Annotated in this window: 12 protein-coding genes and 1 pseudogene; 3 read left to right on the top strand and 10 right to left on the bottom strand. The window is 56.2% G+C overall.

The annotated features are described in order from the left end of the window. Window positions 1–9 precede the first annotated feature (9 nt). Together pglZ and brxL are read left to right on the top strand one after the other, a co-directional pair. Window positions 10–2,508: a BREX-1 system phosphatase PglZ type A gene (gene pglZ, locus ACSQ83_RS30880; protein ID WP_436230735.1), complete on the top strand. Its 2,499-nt coding sequence runs from the start codon at window positions 10–12 to the stop codon at window positions 2,506–2,508. Between the two features lie 14 nt (window positions 2,509–2,522). After that, window positions 2,523–4,592, top strand: coding sequence for a BREX system Lon protease-like protein BrxL (brxL, locus tag ACSQ83_RS30875; RefSeq protein WP_436230734.1), 2,070 nt, complete (start codon window positions 2,523–2,525; stop codon window positions 4,590–4,592). 203 nt (window positions 4,593–4,795) lie between these two features. On the opposite strand, the pseudogene ACSQ83_RS30870 reads toward brxL, so the two are convergent. The 6 genes and pseudogenes from ACSQ83_RS30870 to ACSQ83_RS30845 all read right to left on the bottom strand — a co-directional run. Next, window positions 4,796–5,107 (bottom strand): annotated as a pseudogene (locus ACSQ83_RS30870) (IS3 family transposase); the annotation flags it as partial. Window positions 5,108–5,296: 189 nt separating this feature from the next. Beyond that, window positions 5,297–6,568 (bottom strand): hypothetical protein, encoded by a 1,272-nt coding sequence (locus ACSQ83_RS30865; protein ID WP_436230733.1) that lies wholly within the window; start codon window positions 6,566–6,568, stop codon window positions 5,297–5,299. A 227-nt stretch (window positions 6,569–6,795) separates the two neighbouring features. Next, on the bottom strand, window positions 6,796–8,001 hold the full coding sequence (locus ACSQ83_RS30860; RefSeq protein ID WP_436230732.1) for a hypothetical protein: 1,206 nt from the start codon (window positions 7,999–8,001) through the stop codon (window positions 6,796–6,798). Between the two features lie 36 nt (window positions 8,002–8,037). Beyond that, on the bottom strand, window positions 8,038–9,000 hold the full coding sequence (locus ACSQ83_RS30855) for a tyrosine-type recombinase/integrase (protein WP_436230731.1): 963 nt from the start codon (window positions 8,998–9,000) through the stop codon (window positions 8,038–8,040). After that, complete coding sequence (locus ACSQ83_RS30850; protein ID WP_436230730.1) at window positions 8,993–9,385, bottom strand: hypothetical protein; 393 nt, start codon at window positions 9,383–9,385, stop codon at window positions 8,993–8,995. The genes ACSQ83_RS30855 and ACSQ83_RS30850 overlap by 8 nt, the downstream gene beginning before the upstream one ends. 32 nt (window positions 9,386–9,417) lie before the next feature. Next, entirely contained in the window at window positions 9,418–9,705 is a 288-nt protein-coding gene (locus ACSQ83_RS30845; protein ID WP_436230729.1) for a hypothetical protein, read from the bottom strand. Between the two features lie 92 nt (window positions 9,706–9,797). Here ACSQ83_RS30845 and ACSQ83_RS30840 point away from each other — a divergent pair, with 92 nt between their 5' ends. Beyond that, window positions 9,798–10,736, top strand: a complete 939-nt coding sequence (locus ACSQ83_RS30840) for a hypothetical protein (RefSeq protein ID WP_436230728.1) — start codon at window positions 9,798–9,800, stop codon at window positions 10,734–10,736. Window positions 10,737–10,887: 151 nt separating this feature from the next. On the opposite strand, the gene ACSQ83_RS30835 is transcribed toward ACSQ83_RS30840, so the two are convergent. From ACSQ83_RS30835 to ACSQ83_RS30820, 4 genes are all read right to left on the bottom strand, one after another. After that, window positions 10,888–12,630, bottom strand: coding sequence for an FG-GAP-like repeat-containing protein (locus ACSQ83_RS30835; protein WP_436230727.1), 1,743 nt, complete (start codon window positions 12,628–12,630; stop codon window positions 10,888–10,890). Window positions 12,631–13,474: 844 nt separating this feature from the next. Next, window positions 13,475–13,936 carry a hypothetical protein gene (locus ACSQ83_RS30830; protein ID WP_436230726.1) on the bottom strand — a complete coding sequence of 154 codons (462 nt, stop codon included), beginning with the start codon at window positions 13,934–13,936 and terminating at the stop codon, window positions 13,475–13,477. 167 nt (window positions 13,937–14,103) lie between these two features. Further along, entirely contained in the window at window positions 14,104–14,943 is an 840-nt protein-coding gene (locus ACSQ83_RS30825; protein ID WP_436230760.1) for a tetratricopeptide repeat protein, read from the bottom strand. Next, window positions 14,943–15,872: a Ku protein gene (locus ACSQ83_RS30820; RefSeq protein ID WP_436230725.1), complete on the bottom strand. Its 930-nt coding sequence runs from the start codon at window positions 15,870–15,872 to the stop codon at window positions 14,943–14,945. Before ACSQ83_RS30820 ends, ACSQ83_RS30825 begins: the two co-directional genes overlap by 1 nt. Between the last annotated feature and the right edge of the window lie 257 nt (window positions 15,873–16,129).

Genomic DNA, 16,129 nt, shown 5'->3' with positions numbered 1-16,129 from the left:
GCACCATTGATGGAAAACCGCATAGCCCAGGCCCTCACCAAGCTCTTCGACCGGCACCGGATCGTGTTCTGGTACGACGCCAAGCAGGAGTTGCGCATCGACTTCGAGGCGCTTCAGCTTCCCGGCGTCGAGAAGCTGGAGCTGATCAACAACGAGTACGGCATCAAGTACAGGCTGCTACGCGAGCAACCGGAACAGAAATTTCTGCTCTACCGTGAAGGGCCTCAGCCCGCCGATCTGGAAAACTGGTTGCTGGATGTGCAACTAGCTCACGGGGAGTTCCGCACTGACCAGGTGGCCATCTGGCTTTCCGAACTGGAGTTCGGCTTGGAGTTCGCCGATGTGGTGCAGGCCCATGTGGAGTTTTTCCAAGCGATCAAGCGCAAGGACGCCCTCAAGAAGCTGATGAAAGCCGATGACACCGCCGGGCAGATTCGCCTGAAAATGCTGGCGGTATGCACCGGTGGCGAGCCGCGCATGGACGCGGTGGTAGAAAATCTGCTGCAGGAGCTGGCCGATGGCCGGGACGAGAAGATCAAACTGGTCGACCGGATCAGCCTGGACGGTTTCCTCTGGGAACAGATGTCCCGCTGCTACGGATACAAGTCCGACGAGCCGGGCATCCGCGACTTCGCCATCGAGCTGTTCAAGTCCTGCTACGCCATGAGCACCGATGGCCAGGTGAAACTGACCGGCGATGCCCTGGTGTTTCTCAAACGCTGGAAGGACAGCCGGCAGTTCGAAAACGGCTTCGAGACCCTCTCGGGAGAATGCGCCGAGGTCCTCGGGATTGAGCAGGATTTGGGCAAGCGTGATTTCCGCGAGTTGATCGAACTGGATTACTTCCGCCTGATTGACCAGAAGATCATCAGCGACCTAGTGCGGGCGGTGGCATCCCGCACCGCCGCGAGCGGTGACGTGGCGATCTGGGTTCGACAGCGGCGACAAGGCCACTGGTATCGCGAATATCGCCACCTGTATGAGGCGTTGGATTATTCCGCCCAGTTTATCCAAGCCCTGGGCGAGGCCGAGTTCGCCATGGAGAGCCTGGCTGAAGCAGTGCAGCGCTACAGCCGCGTCTGGTATCAGCTCGATCAGCTTTACCGTAAATTCACCTACCACGTGCGCATGTCGGGACAGGCGTCGCTGATGGGCACCCTGACCGATCAGGTTGAAAACCTCTATTCCAACAACTTCCTGCTGAAGCTGGGCGATCGCTTTCAGACCTTTGTGGATGCGGCATCGAAGTGGGAAGCCTTCCCCGTGTGCAAGCAGAGGGAATTTTTCGAGCACTGGGTCCAGCCGTTTCTGCGCAAGGACAACAAGGTCTGCGTGATAATCTCCGATGCCATGCGCTATGAGATCGGCGATGAGCTGCTGAGCCTGATTCGCCAGGAGGACCGATACAGCGCCGAACTGGAACCGGCACTTTCGATGCTGCCCAGCTATACCCAGCTCGGCATGGCGGCGCTATTGCCCAATAAGGAGCTGAAGATTGCCGACAACGAAACCGGTACCGTGCTGGTGGATGGGCAAAGTTCCCAAGGTACGGTTAATCGCACCAAGGTCCTGCAAGCGGCCCTGAATGGCCGTGGTGAAGCCATAACCGCCGAAGATTTCATGCAGCTGGATCGGGACGGTAGCCGCGAGCTACTGAAACGCAACGACGCGCTCTACATCTACCACAATCGCATTGACCATACTGGCGACAAGATGCATTCGGAGGGGCAAGCCTTTGAAGCCGCAGAGCAAACGCTGGGCGATATCGTCAGACTGGTGAAGAAACTGACTGCGGCGAATGCCAACAATATTCTAGTCACCGCGGATCACGGTTTCATCTACCAACATCGACCTCTGAACGAGAGTGACTTCGCCAGTGTCGAGGCCAAGGGCGAGTTTATTCTGTACCGTGACAGGCGTTTCGTGCTCGGCAAGGGGCTTGCTGAGACATCCAGCCTGCGCAAGTTCACCCCCGAGCAGCTAGGTCTTGCCGGAGCGGTGGAGGTGCAGATTCCCAAGTCGATCAACCGCCTGCGTCTGAAGGGTTCCGGCAGCCGCTTTGTGCATGGCGGCGCGTCCTTGCAGGAGGTGGTGATCCCGGTGCTTAAGATTAACAAGAAGCGCCAAAGCGATGTCACCGCCGTAGAGGTGGACATCCTGCGCGGAGCCAGCTCGGTGATTACCTCCGGACAACTGGCGGTGACTATGTACCAGGCCGGGCCGGTGACGGACAAGATCCAGCCGCGTGTGCTGCGGGCTGGCATCTACACCGAGACGGGTGACCTGATCTCTGACAGCCATGATTTGACCTTCGACCTGAGCTCGGACAACCCTCGGGAGCGGGAGTTGCAGGTGCGCTTCGTGCTGACCCGCAAGGCCGATGAGGCCAACGGCCAGGAAGTCATCCTACGGCTGGACGAAAAACACGCCGGGACTTCGCATTACAAGGAATACAAGTCGCTCCGGTACTTGATGCGGCGCTCATTTACCAGCGATTTTGACTTTTAGAGGGCGGGTGACCGATGAACGAACTCGACCAGAAAATCAACGAACACTTCCCGGGACTCGTTGTCCGCAAGGATCTCGTCAAGACGGTCAAGGGCAACGCCATCGTTCCCTCTTACGTGCTGGAATACCTGCTTGGGCAGTACTGTGCCACCAGCGATGAGCCGACCATCCAGACCGGTATCAAGACGGTCCAAGAGATCCTTGCGAAGCATTACGTGCATCGGAATGAAGCCGGGTTAGTCCGCTCGAACATCAAGGAAAAGGGGCGCTACAAGGTCATCGACAAAATCGGTGTCGATCTGAACGACAGGAAGGGTGTCTATGAGGCGCAGTTCTCCAACCTGGGTATCAAAGAGCTTCTTGTTGATTCCGGAACGGTGAAAAAGCACCCCAAGCTCTTGGTCGGCGGCGTGTGGTGCATTGCCGATCTGGAATATGAGTTTACCGAAGACAAAAGCACCAGCCCCTGGATCTTGTCGACCCTCAAGCCGATCCAGCTTTCTCATTTCGATTTTGACGGATATGTTGAAGCCCGCAAGCAATTCACCACCAAGGAGTGGATCGACCTGCTGGTGCAAAGCATCGGCTTCAATCCGGAGATGTTCGGCAAGCGCAGCAAGTTGACCCAACTGGTCCGTCTGATCCCTTTTTGCGAGCGCAACTACAACCTGATCGAACTTGGTCCCAAGGGGACCGGCAAATCTCACATCTATTCGGAATTCTCGCCTCACGGCATTCTGATCTCCGGCGGCGAGGTCACGGTTCCCAAGCTGTTCGTGAACAACAATTCCGGAAAGATTGGCCTGGTCGGCTACTGGGATTGCGTTGCCTTCGACGAGTTTGCTGGAAAGCAAAAACGCGTGGACAAGGCCCTGGTCGACATCATGAAGAACTACATGGCCAACAAGTCCTTTTCACGGGGTGTCGAAACGCTGGGCGCGGAGGCATCCGTGGTGTTCGTAGGCAATACCCAGCACACCGTGCCCTACATGCTCAAGCATTCTGATCTGTTTTGCGAGCTGCCCGACAAGTTCTACGACTCCGCGTTTTTGGACCGCATTCATTTCTATATCCCCGGCTGGGAGGTCGACATCATCCGGGGCGAAATGTTCTCCAACGGCTACGGTTTCGTGGTGGACTACTTGGCCGAGATCCTTCGCTCGTTGCGCAATCACGATTACTCGGACCGCTACAAGGAGCACTTCTCCCTCTCCCCCGATATCTCGACGCGGGATCGCGATGGCATCAACAAGACATTCTCCGGCTTGATGAAGATCATTTTCCCGCATGGGGGGGCGACCGAGGAAGAGGTCGAGGAACTGCTACGGTTTGCGATTGAAGGCCGCAAGCGCGTCAAAGACCAACTGATGCGTATTGATTCTACCTACGGTAATGTCCGTTTTACCTATCTGGGCGCTGATGGCCAGGCCAAGCCTGTCACCACGCTCGAAGAGGAGGAATACCCCAGCTACTATCACAAGACCATCACCGGGGGTGAAGACGGGGAAAGCTTAGAAGCCGCGCTACCGAGCTCACCCCAAGTTCCATCCGAACCCCTGGCACCAGCCCAGCCCGTCCTCAAGGAAAAGCACCTCACATTCCAGGAGAACCAGAAGGGCATATCCTTCGATACGCTGCTTGGTCCTTATCTCAAGGGGGCGACCGCGATCACGGTCACTGACCCTTACATCCGACTCTTTTATCAGATGCGCAACTTCATGGAATTTTTGGAGACCGTGGTCAAGCACAAGGCTTCGGATGAAGAAGTATCCGTGCATCTGGTGACGATAGAAGACGAGTTCAAAGGCGAACAGCAGAAGGAAAACTTCGGGAAGATGAAGGAGTCCGCCAGCGCGGTGGGCGTGAACTTCACCTGGGAATTCGACGGCACTCGCACCATCCATGCCCGCCACATCGTGACCGACCAAGGCTGGAAAATCTCCCTGGATCGCGGTCTCGACATCTTCCAGCACTACGAGATGAACGAAGCCTTCACCTTCACCAATCGGCTGCAGCAATACCGCCCATGCAAGGCGTTCGAGGTGACGTTCATCAAACACAAGCCGAAGCCGAAAGGAACATGATCAGAGAACTGACCACGTGGTTTTTCGAACGCCCCATTGGCTCCAGATTGCGGCTACTCGGTTACGTCAGCAGTCTGAGCTTACTGACAAAGACGTCTCTGAGCTTGCAACCCTGTGCCAGCGCTACGGCGCTGTCCGCCTACACTATCCACCCTCGTCACTCACGGTGTTTTTCAAGCTAGATGTCGCCTCAACGATTAAATTTAGGCGGCTTTTTGCTCCTGTCGGTGGTCGCGTTTGATGGGTTGGAAGTTGTCTGTCCGATCGGGATTCAGATGGACCGTGTGTACGCGCTTCCAGTTCCGAGTGGAGCCTTTCCACCGTAGCGGGTTGCGCTGCTTTGCCGCCTCGTAGAGCATCGCGCGGCGATCGAGGATCTGCTGGTCGAGGTTGGCGTGCCGTTGGGCGGGCGTGACGAAACGGATCGCGCTGTGACGATGTTCGTGGTTATACCAGCGCACCGACTCAGTGACCCAAGCGCGCGCGGCAAACAGCGTATCGAACGCCTGTAGAGGACTTAAAAACGGCATGGTCACAAACCCAGTTACGGAAGACTCGATCGGTACCAGAAACGGCGAAATCAGGCAGCATAAAACCAAAACCTTGCGCCGAAGAACGAGGGGAAGCTCATTTTAAACTTGGATCGGGAAGGATGGGTACCCGAGCCGCGTCTTTGATTTAAATATTGCCCCATCGACAGGTTGTTATTCTGATTTGGCATCCTCACGTTCCTTGATGACGCGCATCACACGCGCACCCAGTCTCTGGGTGGTGAGTGGCGCTGTTCCGTTGGGTACTGTCGAGACCCCCAACTCCTCCGCCAGCTTCCTCAGTTCTGGCATGACGATGGAAACGGGTTTACCGTTGCGCTCCATTGTGATCTTGGTTCCGCGGCGTAGGATGACATACTCCCCAAACGACACCTCGTCGTCGCTCTCCGTAGTCGGTGCGTAGGTGACCAGCGGATCGCCTTTAATAAGCTCAATGACTGCATCTACTGCTTCAATTGTTCCGATTCCCCATTGGTTCGAAAGCGCATAGGTTCGTCCGTACGCCCGGAATAGAAACTCTTCCTTGGCGAAGTAACGGGGCAGGGCAACGTCAACAAACTCAGCCCCGAAAGCTTGCTCGTTCAGATCACCCTCCGCCGATAGAAACATGCCCTTCCCTTTACTCGGCACCGCTTCGACGATGGCATCGATCGAGACCCCACGGCTCAGCGCTTCTGCGACGATCACGTACACCAGGCGGCGCTTGGGTAGGTTCGGGAACACCAGCTCGTCACCTCTGTACACGTCGTAGCGCGTCATGTCTTTTTGCGTGGCAATGGCGGCCGCCTGCTCCATCGATTTTTCGCGCACCGCGACCTGGTACTCTGCAGCCTCCGGAAGCGGGATGACTTGCTGAATGTCGACTATGATGCGGTCGTCCACCTTGTGTGGTCGCAGCTGGACACACCGAAGATCCAAGCCTTGTTTATTCAGCCACAACACTGCCGTGGTTAGCTCCGGAGAAAACTCAGCTGCTGCCAACACGATCCGTACGGTCTCCGACAACGCCACGGGTCCATCCTCCTTACCGAGGAAGGTCCGAATGGCCTGTTCCGGGTCGGCCGCCGAGCTGGTGTCCAGCAGGTACTCGCGATGCGCCTCCACCGCTTGGTCGAAACGCATCGTAGAAACCATCGCGGCATACCGTAGCGCCTGCAGTTCCATATGGATGCCTTTGTCGCGCTTGAGCTCAACGACTACCAATCGAGCCTCTGCGTCCAAGCAGAGTAGGTCGATCCTCCTGCTGGAGCCATCAAAGTCGCCATACTCCTCTGCCAACACCATGGTTCTTATGCCTGGTGTGATAGCGACGATATGCGTTTGCACGGCTTTCTGAATATGATCGCGTTCCAAAAGGTGCAATGCAGTGAAAGTGGTAGCGGGAATTGCGTTGAGGCGTTGTCCGGTCATCTCGTAAAGCGGCATGTGTTCTCCCAAGGTTATTTTAGGTTTTTGAGGACCCTCAGTTTTCTGCACGGCACGCGTAGCTGCAACGCCGAAGCAAGCCTGCCCTTTCCTGCAAAGAATATACTGTCGGCGGCGCTGGCGGGGTCGAGAACAGCCAGCGACGTCGATTTCCAGTGAACAAACTGCACATTGGAATATCCATTTCAAGCCTAAGAATCAGCCCATTCCACAATGCGCCTTGGTTTTCAGTGGTTCAAGCGCGGCTGCTGTTCGGGGTTGTGGGTCATTTCTGGGCTGTCAGCGGGCGTAAGTGGATCTAATCGAGCGGCGACCGCGAGGGCCCACGTTGCCCACGCATCGCGGTCGCCCTCGAACGCCCGTCCGGCAATCGCGCCGGGCGTCGCCGCGACTTCGTCGACGTAGTGGCGAATCTGCAGTGCTTGCTGCCGGGCTGACACTTGTGCGAAAAGCCGGCTGACTCGATCCGCTTCTACCTGTGCGATCCGTTCGCGCCGCTTGGCGTCTTCGTGCTGTTTGCGCACGGCCTCAAGCGCCTCCTCGTAAGAAGACAGGGCCCATTCATAGCTGTGTTGCCGTGACTTACGGTGTTGACGCTCGCCGGTCAATACGATCGCGACGGCGATCTCCCGTATCTTTGCTTCGAGCTTTCCAGCGTCATCATCGCCCCAAAACAGCACCTCGTCCGCCTCATTGTGTTTCCATCCGCCGCTCACTTTGACTTCGGTCGCGAGCGGCTCAGCGGGCCGCCCCGGCGCCTTGGACGGCTGCCGTCGCGGACGAAGTTCCGCGGTGGTATCGACCGTAAAGCGGACCCATTGGTTGCCGACGTGCGCGTGGGTCTCACGGACGTCATTGCCGCGAATGGAGGGCTGTGCATCCATCTGAAACAGCAACCCGAACAGATTGCTGATGAGCAGCAGGCGCCGTTGCTCCACGCGGCTTTCAAAACGGGGGACGGAGTAGGTCGAGCGGGGGGAGCGATCGCGTGCCGTTCGACGTTCCTGGTCCTCACTCAGCAGTCGGGCGATGGCAGGATACGGCGCGTCCAGCGAGCGGGCAGGGCGCCAGCCTTTGGGCACCATCTTGTCGATGCGCGCGGCGACCTGTGCTTCGGTTTCTTCGTAAGCAGGGGGCTCGGGCGCCGTTGTTGGTTTGGATTCGACATCGCGGTAGTGAGGGTAGCGTCCGCCGCCCACGGCGACCTGATCGCTTTCACCGGGCGCGCGAAGCGGTAAGGGCGTTTTGCCGACGACCTGACCGGCATATAACCTGGCCCAATAGCCCCGCGGTGGCAACGGGATGTTGCTTAAACGGCAGGTCTTGGCGAGCCAGACGTCGGACACCTGCAGCGTTTTAGCGAGTGCGCTGATTGGTTCCGCCCAGACCCGCTCGTAAAGTTCGCGACGTGTAAAGAGATGACCTGTACCCATATCCGCGCTCCGCATCGCAATATGAAACCCTGCAATTTACACGCGGATGCGCTCAACTTCGTCGAGGGTAATGTCCCCGCGGCGCCGGTCATAGAGCTGGGTCGTGCTCGTCGACGCGTGATTGGCCATCGCCGCCGCGTTCTCCAGCGTGCCGCCGTTTCTTAGATAGGCGGTGATGCCGGTCGCGCGAAACGTGTGGTTGCCGATCTTCGTGTCGAGGCGGGCCGCGAGCGCCCGGCGCGTCACCATCGCATAGGCATTGGCCTGGGGCAGGGAGGTGGTGCTTAAGCGCCCGGTGCCGCGCTGAATGGTGCGAAACAGCGGCCCCTTGCCCTCGGCGCCAATCCCGGTGCCGTCCAGGTAGGCGTGCAAGTACGCTTCAAGCGTGTGATGACAGGGCATCTCGTGCTGCTTGCCGCCTTTTTCGCGCAAGCGCACCCACAGCCGCCGGTGCTGCACATAGACGTCCTCAACGCGCATCGCGAGCGCCGCGCCCACCCGCGCGAACGAAAACACCATCAGCCCGATCAACGCCCGATCCCTGAGGCCAATGGGTGTGGTGACATCGATGCTGTCGAGCAGCTGCCGCGCTTCAGCCGCATCGAGCACGGGGGTCTTGCCCTTGCGAGCCGTATAACTCGGTCCGCGCACGGAGGCGGCTGGGTTGTGCGGCACGACCTGGCCGACCACGAGCCAATCGAACAGGTGGCGAATGGCGGCCAGGTGCTGCTTGACGGTCGGCGCCGACAGCGTCCGTGTTTGCACCTCGATCCAGGCCGCCACGTGCAGCGGCTGCACGGCGGTAATGGACGTCACTCCGGCCTGCGCGCACCAGGCGAGAAACTCGCCTACAGCATGCGCATACGCGCGCCGCGTGTTTGGGTTGCGAATCGCTGCTGCAAAGAATTCCAGAAAGCGCACGCGCGTGTGCTCGGGCGCCTCGGCGACGATCGCGGGCAACGCGCCGGCGGCTCGAGTAATCAATGCTTTTTCAGCCATGGGCGCTCGCGGGTGTCGAGTGTTGATCCCGCCGGGCGATCGCCTGATCCAACAACTGCTCGAGCTCCTGCATGGTCGTAGCTTCGACTTCAATGTCGCCCACCTTCAGGCGCAATTTGCGACCCGCTCGTCCCTGGAACCACGCCGCGACGGCTACGCCAATGGCGGGACCGGCGATCTGGGCGAAGGGGAGAACGAACTCTCCGACCAGGCAGCCGCTCGCGCCGGCGCAGTCCATCGTGAACGCCACCGGGTGCGCGATGACGCCGGTGTCGCGCAGCTGCTGAAAAAACCCCCGCACCGCAGCCTGGCACTCCGGTGCGAACAACTCGCCGTCGCCGGCGCTGGGCAGGAGCTTGATGCGAAACGATGGATTAGCTGCCACACGGTCTCCTCTTGATTAGGGCGCCGGCGCAGTCAATGCAGCGTGCGTGTGCCGCGTTTCGTACCGACGGCTTCAACTTGCGTGAGGATGTTGGCGCGGCATTCCGCTTTGATTTGATCGGCCGCTTCGCGCACGAGCGCGTTGCCGCGAAAGCGTGCGACCTTCGCATCGATCACGGTTTCGACATGCTCGATGGCGGCCTGGACGCTCGCTGGGTCGTCCGGATCAAAACCGGCCTCGATGACTTCGTCCTGCAAGGCTTTAAGGCCTTCGCCGGCTTCGGCGAGGGTGCGGGCCAGCTCATCGGGCAGCTTTGCCATGTGCTTTCTCTATATGCGATAAAGGACATTATCAACTATAGAGATTCAACCGGAAGGACTTTAGCCGCTCATCAGCTTGACTACTACATTCAGTGGATGTATATAAATTAATTCTTGAACATTCACTGAACATCAAGAATATGCTGATTAGCTTTCTGCGTACTCTTGCAGCGCAGTTTGACGACCAGAAGTATCCGACTGAGGTGTATTTCCATCTGCTCGAACAGACCCGCGTCGCCGCGACCCCCGCCGAGATTGGTGGGGCCTTGCTGCATCTGCTCGGATGGAAACTTGGGAAGATTCGGCGGGATCCGGACGGCCCCTTTATTGCCGAGCCATCGGGCACACGCTATGTAATCCATAATGCGAGTCCTAAAGTAATCAGCGAACGCCATGAGGAAATTCTGCTGTCGCGGGAATTCTTCAACTGGGCTCAGAAGGTGCGAGCCACCCACTACTTTGAAGCCAGCCTGATTCACGAACTGAACCGGTTTGAGTTGTGGTCGACAACCGTCATGCCGGTTTTTGTGTTGCACTGCTTGCAGCCACGCATCTACCCGATCGTGGATCGCTGGGTATTGCTCGCACACGATCTTCTGGACGGAGACCAAGAATCAGAATTCCGCGCAAGGCTGCGCTCGGATGTTGAGGCCTACGTGGCCTACCATGGCTGGTGGCTGCGGGTGTTGGCCGAGGCTGGCCTTGGTCCAATGTCTGCGCAACTGAACCAGCTCAAGGAAATCGACGCGGGCCTGTGGGCGGTAGGCAAGCGGGCTGCGCGATTGGTGGCGGAAATGCAAACCCGAGAAGACGATTCCATCGAATCGCCATCATATGGCGCCCATGTGCGCGCATTGGGAACGGATGCTGGGGAATTCAAGCGTCGCGCTATAGCGATCAGGAACAGTGGCAAAACGCAGCGCCAGGCGATCATTGACGCCGCAGCTGAGCTTTGCATCGAGTTGAAGCCATCTTATACGCAGTATCCAGGTAGCCATTTTGAACGCTGGCGCAAACAAGGCTTGGAATGATGCACGTAACCCGCCTATTTAACATAACACCTGTGAGCGCTCGTCCGTTGTCAGTGTTTTATAATAAAAAACCTCGCATTTTGCGAGGCTTTTGTTATTTACGCTTTTCACCCGAGTTTATAAAAAACGAGGACGGGTCGCCACGTGCAACTTATGGCGTTAAGCTACGAGTCGCATAAACTGTCGACTGGCCTACCCCGATCATGTCAAGAAGCCCGTTTCCGTCAATATCACCAAATACTACTGCGTTACGCTGTTTACTCCAGTTAACATCGTTTTTGTTGATGACGAATTGCGTCCAATTATTTTGGATTTCTGGCAAGCGATCCCCGAAAAACAGCCCCGTGGCGGAGTTGTTGGCGTTATTTCCCGGTTTCTGATTTAGGGTCGAATAGTTGGTCGTTCCCAAATATTCGAAACTGTGTCCCGTTGAAAGTGCAATTCTTAAAGCATAGTCTGCAACAACGACTAAGTCGGCCCGACCATTTCCTGTCATATCCAGCACTGTGCGAACGAATTTGCTGTTTGGAAAATTCGGACCGTAATAGGCAAAGCTGTCGCCCTCAGCGCCTGCGCTGGCTTCAATCCATTTTGTGAGCGCACCAAAATGGTTGCCCGTGGCATCCGGAGCCTTGGTTTGTAGCGCTACATAAATGCCGGTATCTCCGAACACAACTACGTCTGCCAATCCGTCCCCGTCTACATCTGCCATCACTCTCAGCGCATAACTGTTACTACCCAACGCGAGATCATCAGAAAACGTTCTCGTTGAACCGGGGTCAATGGTTGAATTTAAGCCAAAGCGTAGATCGATCTTCTGCAAAGGTCCGAATTTAACGCCGTCGGAATATGCGACATACGTGCCGTCATCTCCGAAGGCAAGCAAGTCGGCTTTGTTATCTCCATTAATATCGATCAACTGAAATTGGTGCTTCGTCGCATCCCATCCTTTCGTCGTCGAAAAATCGGTTGACCATAAAGCGTTTGGATTGAACTTACCATTCCCGGCGGTGGAAACAATTGCGCCTGTACCAGTGAGGCCAACCAAGTCCGCTTTTCCGTCTCCATCGACATCACCGAGGAGCTCGATCATCTGTGGTGTCCACGCACCCCCTTGCGGCAAGAAAGTATTTGTCCACGCGACCGGCGCGTTAAAGGTCTGGCCAGTCGAAGTCGCTACTTCAACTTCGCCGCCTCTAAACGCCACCAAATCAGCTTTTTTGTCACCGTTCACATCGGCAGTTTTAACGAATCCGTTCACGTTATCCCAACCACTGCTTACACTGACGTCGTGGGACCAGATTTCATCCGGTCCGAAAGCGCTAGAGCTAAAACTGTTCTTTTTTGTAAACGTGCCAGCTCCGAATACTGTGTTGTACGAAGTCATCGCTGACGCATCAGCTCCGGTAGTATTCGTTTGACGGTACACGTGGTACTGACTGGTCACTAACTGTTCGCTATTGACTGTCTTGCCCTGCTGCTTGAGCGCGTTCAAGATGATTAACGCTTGTTGGGCATTCTCGTTAGTTGTCGTAGAGTTTTGCTCTAAAATAATGCGGTTTTCCGGAATTTTGTAGTCCGTCATTAAAATTTTTGCAATCGTCGCAGCCTCGGTAGGTCCCCCTTTCGCGACACAGGTATTGACCGTCGTCGGATTTCCTTTGCCCTGTGCAAGGAAAATGGGATTCTTCAGTGTTTTCGAGACATCGACAGCTCGCTTGATCCGGTATCGCAGCAGGTCGCGAGGCGTGCAAGAAACATAATTCACTTGCAGGCCAGGCATGAAGATAACATCCATTGCAGAATCCTGCGGGTTCGCGTCGTGTCCCCCACCGCAAGCGGATAGAACAATCAATGCAGCGGTGGCAGTCAGCGATCCAAATTTAATGTTCAATTTCGTCTCCAAGAAAGAGAAAGCATCGATATTCGACAACAAGAAATCTCGCTTTTAATTCACGAAGGTTCGGCATCGGCATTACGTTTACCTGCTGCGCCTTGTCAGCTCGACCGGTAACGACGATGTCGCAATAGCTTTGTCTTTCCAATCAATCAACATTAGTTTTGAGTAATACCAAGAAAACCAATTAACAGATTTGGTTTCATCGCGTTAGCTACTGTCGAGTTGATTTAGCTTCAGCTGGATTTCGGGGTTTTTCTTTAATTAGTATACTAAGTAACAGCGAATCATTTTTGCTGCGCTCGACTTCAATACCTAATTTGATAGCCAGAGATTGCAAATCTAGCTCAGTCAAATTGCGTAACGATGACGAAATGACGAAATCAATTGTTCGTAAAAACAAGGCTAGCTTGGCCCACTCAAAAAACAGCACGCACAAAAGCGCTAACTCTGCGCCCTTAGGCCATCTGGACAGCTAACGCCGTCAGCTTGACATCGCCGTTTGATACCACATTTGAAATGGAAGCCATGAGGACTTGGAGACCATTATATAACCACAATAATACCAGTCAATCAGTTCTTTTTATGTGTCTGCGAGCTGTCGAAAGCTATGCGCAGTAAGCGTTTGGAGGATGGCCACGCGCTGTACGGGGGCTTTTCCGAGACCAAGGGCTTTCCCTGACGAACTTAGGAAAAGCGGAGGTCGCGAAACTGTTTTTTCGAAGAAAAGGTTCACCATTTCTTGACCCGAGTCTCGCCATGGGCAATGACGGCAGGAAGGCTAAACCCATCCAAGGGAGCGGGTTGGCGCATTAGCGACAATAATATTGGGCCCTGCGCTTCACCCTTGTTCAGTTGGCGACTCGACCGGATCGGTGTTCGACTGCGGTGGCCAACTTCGAAGGTTGGGCTCCACGTCAGGTTCGGGTACCGGGCCGATGTCCTCGCCGAACCAAGGCACATCTCGCCGCAAAACGCTTATGTATTCGTTCCAACCCGACTGATGGTTTGCAAACAAGTCATGTTGCACAACATGTGCGAGGACCTTACGATTTAGGTCTTCATCAAGCAACTCTTTGGGCCAAAGGAAAAAGGCGCTTGCTGCGCGCTTGGCAAAGTCATAGGGTGTCATTTCGGCATCGATCTGGCGGAGAAAAGTGAAGCTCGCGAGCGTTTCCTCTTGCGCAAAGGCCTCGCCAATGGTGTTGTACCGATGTCCACACTTCATTACGCACGAGATTGCTTCTACCATATCGCCCAGGTGCAATAGCAAAGCCCGGCGCTGTATTCCATCATCGGTCATCGTCATCTCCTGGATTGTGTCCTGCCGTGATTGGCTTGATAAGCCGAAATGTACAGTAAGACCTAAATCCAATACCTGGCGGCACCGCTAAGACTTTGCAAAGCCGGATCCCATTGGCCTTGGTTACCGAAAATCATTGAACGACCTGTCGAGTATTCAAGATGCAATCATCCGCCCAAGCGGCGATACGCGTTGAGGTGTCGTAGAAGCCCCTGCTTGTCCCCGCGTATTTCGCTCAAACGGGCAAGATTGAAATGTGCGTCAGCATGCGTCTCGTCCAGCGCGAGGCTTTTCTCATACGCAGCGGTCGCGGCGTCATACCGCTTCAGCTCCTCAAGTACAACGGCGCGATTGAAATGAAGCAGTGCGTCGTTGGGGAAATTTTGCAAAGCTTGATCGAACACGGAGAGCGCGTCCTCGCAACGAGTCTCGGCTTCGCACAGCAAGACACCCAGATTGATATACGCGAGGTAGTGCGGATCCGGAGACAGTGTTAATGCTTTGCGATATGCCTGCTCGGCGCCGAGGACGTCGGTGCTTGTCAATTGTTCCGCAAGCGCTACCCACTCGTCGGCCTGCTGTGTCCGGCTCTTTAAAGTTCGCGGCGTTGCGTCGAGAAACGCTACGTCGCCTTTGACAGGTGCAACCTCGAAATCAAGGAAATGTTGTCCCGATGTCGCATCCCATTGGTCATCGCCTGTTCTGACAGCGATAGCGTCACCGACTGCAGTAATGCGGATCCCCGATAGCGGGAGCTCGGCTGGCAACTCCGCCTTTAATTTGCCAAGCGCGCGCAGAATTTTGCGCGACGGAATCTTTGATGATTGCAGCTGAAAAGCCGTGCGCAACAACACTACGTCCTGAAACGTAAATCGCAGCTCGTTGCGCTTGCCGCGCATGGGCTGAACGAAGCCGGCGTCGATCAATCCCGACAACACGCGTCTCGAGACGCCAAGAATCGATTGCAGGCTGCGTAGCGTGTAGTCATGACCGGCGTTGCGTTTAATCACTTGCGAGCCCGCACCTTTGCTGGAGTCGCTTCTTCGACCTTCGGTGCTGCGCGCTTGACCGGCCGGCGAGGTTTAGCTGCTAACGATTCCACTTCGGCGGGAGGCGCTTTGCGCGCAGCGGAAGGTTTCGCCGGTGGAGTTTTTTTGGATTTGTTCGCAGTGAGACTCGCGCGAAGCGCTTCCATGAGGTCGATCACCTGGCCACCCGACTGTCCTGCAGGCGCCTCGGGCGACACAATCTGTTTGCCGGCAATCTTTTGATCGATGGCCTCGAGGATCCGCTTTTTCTCCTCGTCCTCGTAGGCGGTCGGATCGTACGCATCTTCCGAGACCTGATCGATGATTTGCAGGGCCAGCTGCAGCTCCTTGTCCGTCACGGCCTCGTCTTCGATATGCAAATCGCTCAGTGCGCGCACCTCGTCGGCAAACAGCAGCTGCTGAAAAACCATTCCATCTTCGGCGGGGCGGACTTGCACCACTCGGGTTTTCCCCTTATACGACCATTTGGCAAGCGCACACCGCTCGCTTTCGCGCATCGCCCGGCGCAGGAGGCTGTATGGTTTGCCGCCGCGTTTGTCCGGCGCGATGAAATAAGCCTTGTCGTAAAAAAGCGGGTCGACTGATTTTTCGGGAACGAAGGAGACAATTTCCACCACGTGAGTGGCGCCTTCCTCGAGCGCCTTCAGCTCTTCGGGCGCGAAGACCACGAAGTTGCCTTTTTCAAACTCGTAGCCTTTTTTCATGTCGGCACGGGCGATGACCTCGCCGGTCGCCTCGGAAATGTATTGCTGCTTGACCCTTCCGCCTTCCGGCGTCAGAAGGTTAAAGCCGACGCCGGAGGCGCTCTCAGTCGCTGAATACAGCTTGACCGGGATGGAAACCAGGCCGAAAGAAAGCGTCAACGAAGCAATCGAGCGCGCTGCCATGGTTTTCTCTCCTGGTCGCCGGCGACAGAGCGCGCAGCTGCAGCATACGAAGGACGGGCGAGCGGCCGAGCCCGTTGGCTGTTTAGTTTCGATTTTCTTGATTATTAGCCGCATCCTGAGAGCATGCAATATGCCCGGCACTGGTCCTGCGCCCTGACAGGCACGGACTGTGCACTTCCCCTGGACCGAGGAGAGCCGCCATGCCAGGACGATGGAGCACGACGCAAAAGCGCGAACGCCCGGTCGCAAACGATCCG

Source organism: Caballeronia sp. LjRoot29 (assembly GCF_964252755.1).
Classification (GTDB): Bacteria; Pseudomonadota; Gammaproteobacteria; order Burkholderiales; family Burkholderiaceae; genus Caballeronia.
This window is presented reverse-complemented; position numbering and strand designations above follow the sequence as displayed.

Bases quoted from the DNA above. Each gene is read 5' to 3' on its own strand.
- ACSQ83_RS30845 (WP_436230729.1), bottom strand. From the start codon at position 9,705: ATGGCAAAGCTGCCCGATGAGCTGGCCCGCACCCTCGCCGAAGCCGGC.
- ACSQ83_RS30820 (WP_436230725.1), bottom strand. From the start codon at position 15,872: ATGGCAGCGCGCTCGATTGCTTCGTTGACGCTTTCTTTCGGCCTGGTT.
- ACSQ83_RS30855 (WP_436230731.1), bottom strand. From the start codon at position 9,000: ATGGCTGAAAAAGCATTGATTACTCGAGCCGCCGGCGCGTTGCCCGCG.
- ACSQ83_RS30865 (WP_436230733.1), bottom strand. From the start codon at position 6,568: ATGCCGCTTTACGAGATGACCGGACAACGCCTCAACGCAATTCCCGCT.
- pglZ (WP_436230735.1), top strand. From the start codon at position 10: ATGGAAAACCGCATAGCCCAGGCCCTCACCAAGCTCTTCGACCGGCAC.
- brxL (WP_436230734.1), top strand. From the start codon at position 2,523: ATGAACGAACTCGACCAGAAAATCAACGAACACTTCCCGGGACTCGTT.
- ACSQ83_RS30860 (WP_436230732.1), bottom strand. From the start codon at position 8,001: ATGGGTACAGGTCATCTCTTTACACGTCGCGAACTTTACGAGCGGGTC.
- ACSQ83_RS30830 (WP_436230726.1), bottom strand. From the start codon at position 13,936: ATGACCGATGATGGAATACAGCGCCGGGCTTTGCTATTGCACCTGGGC.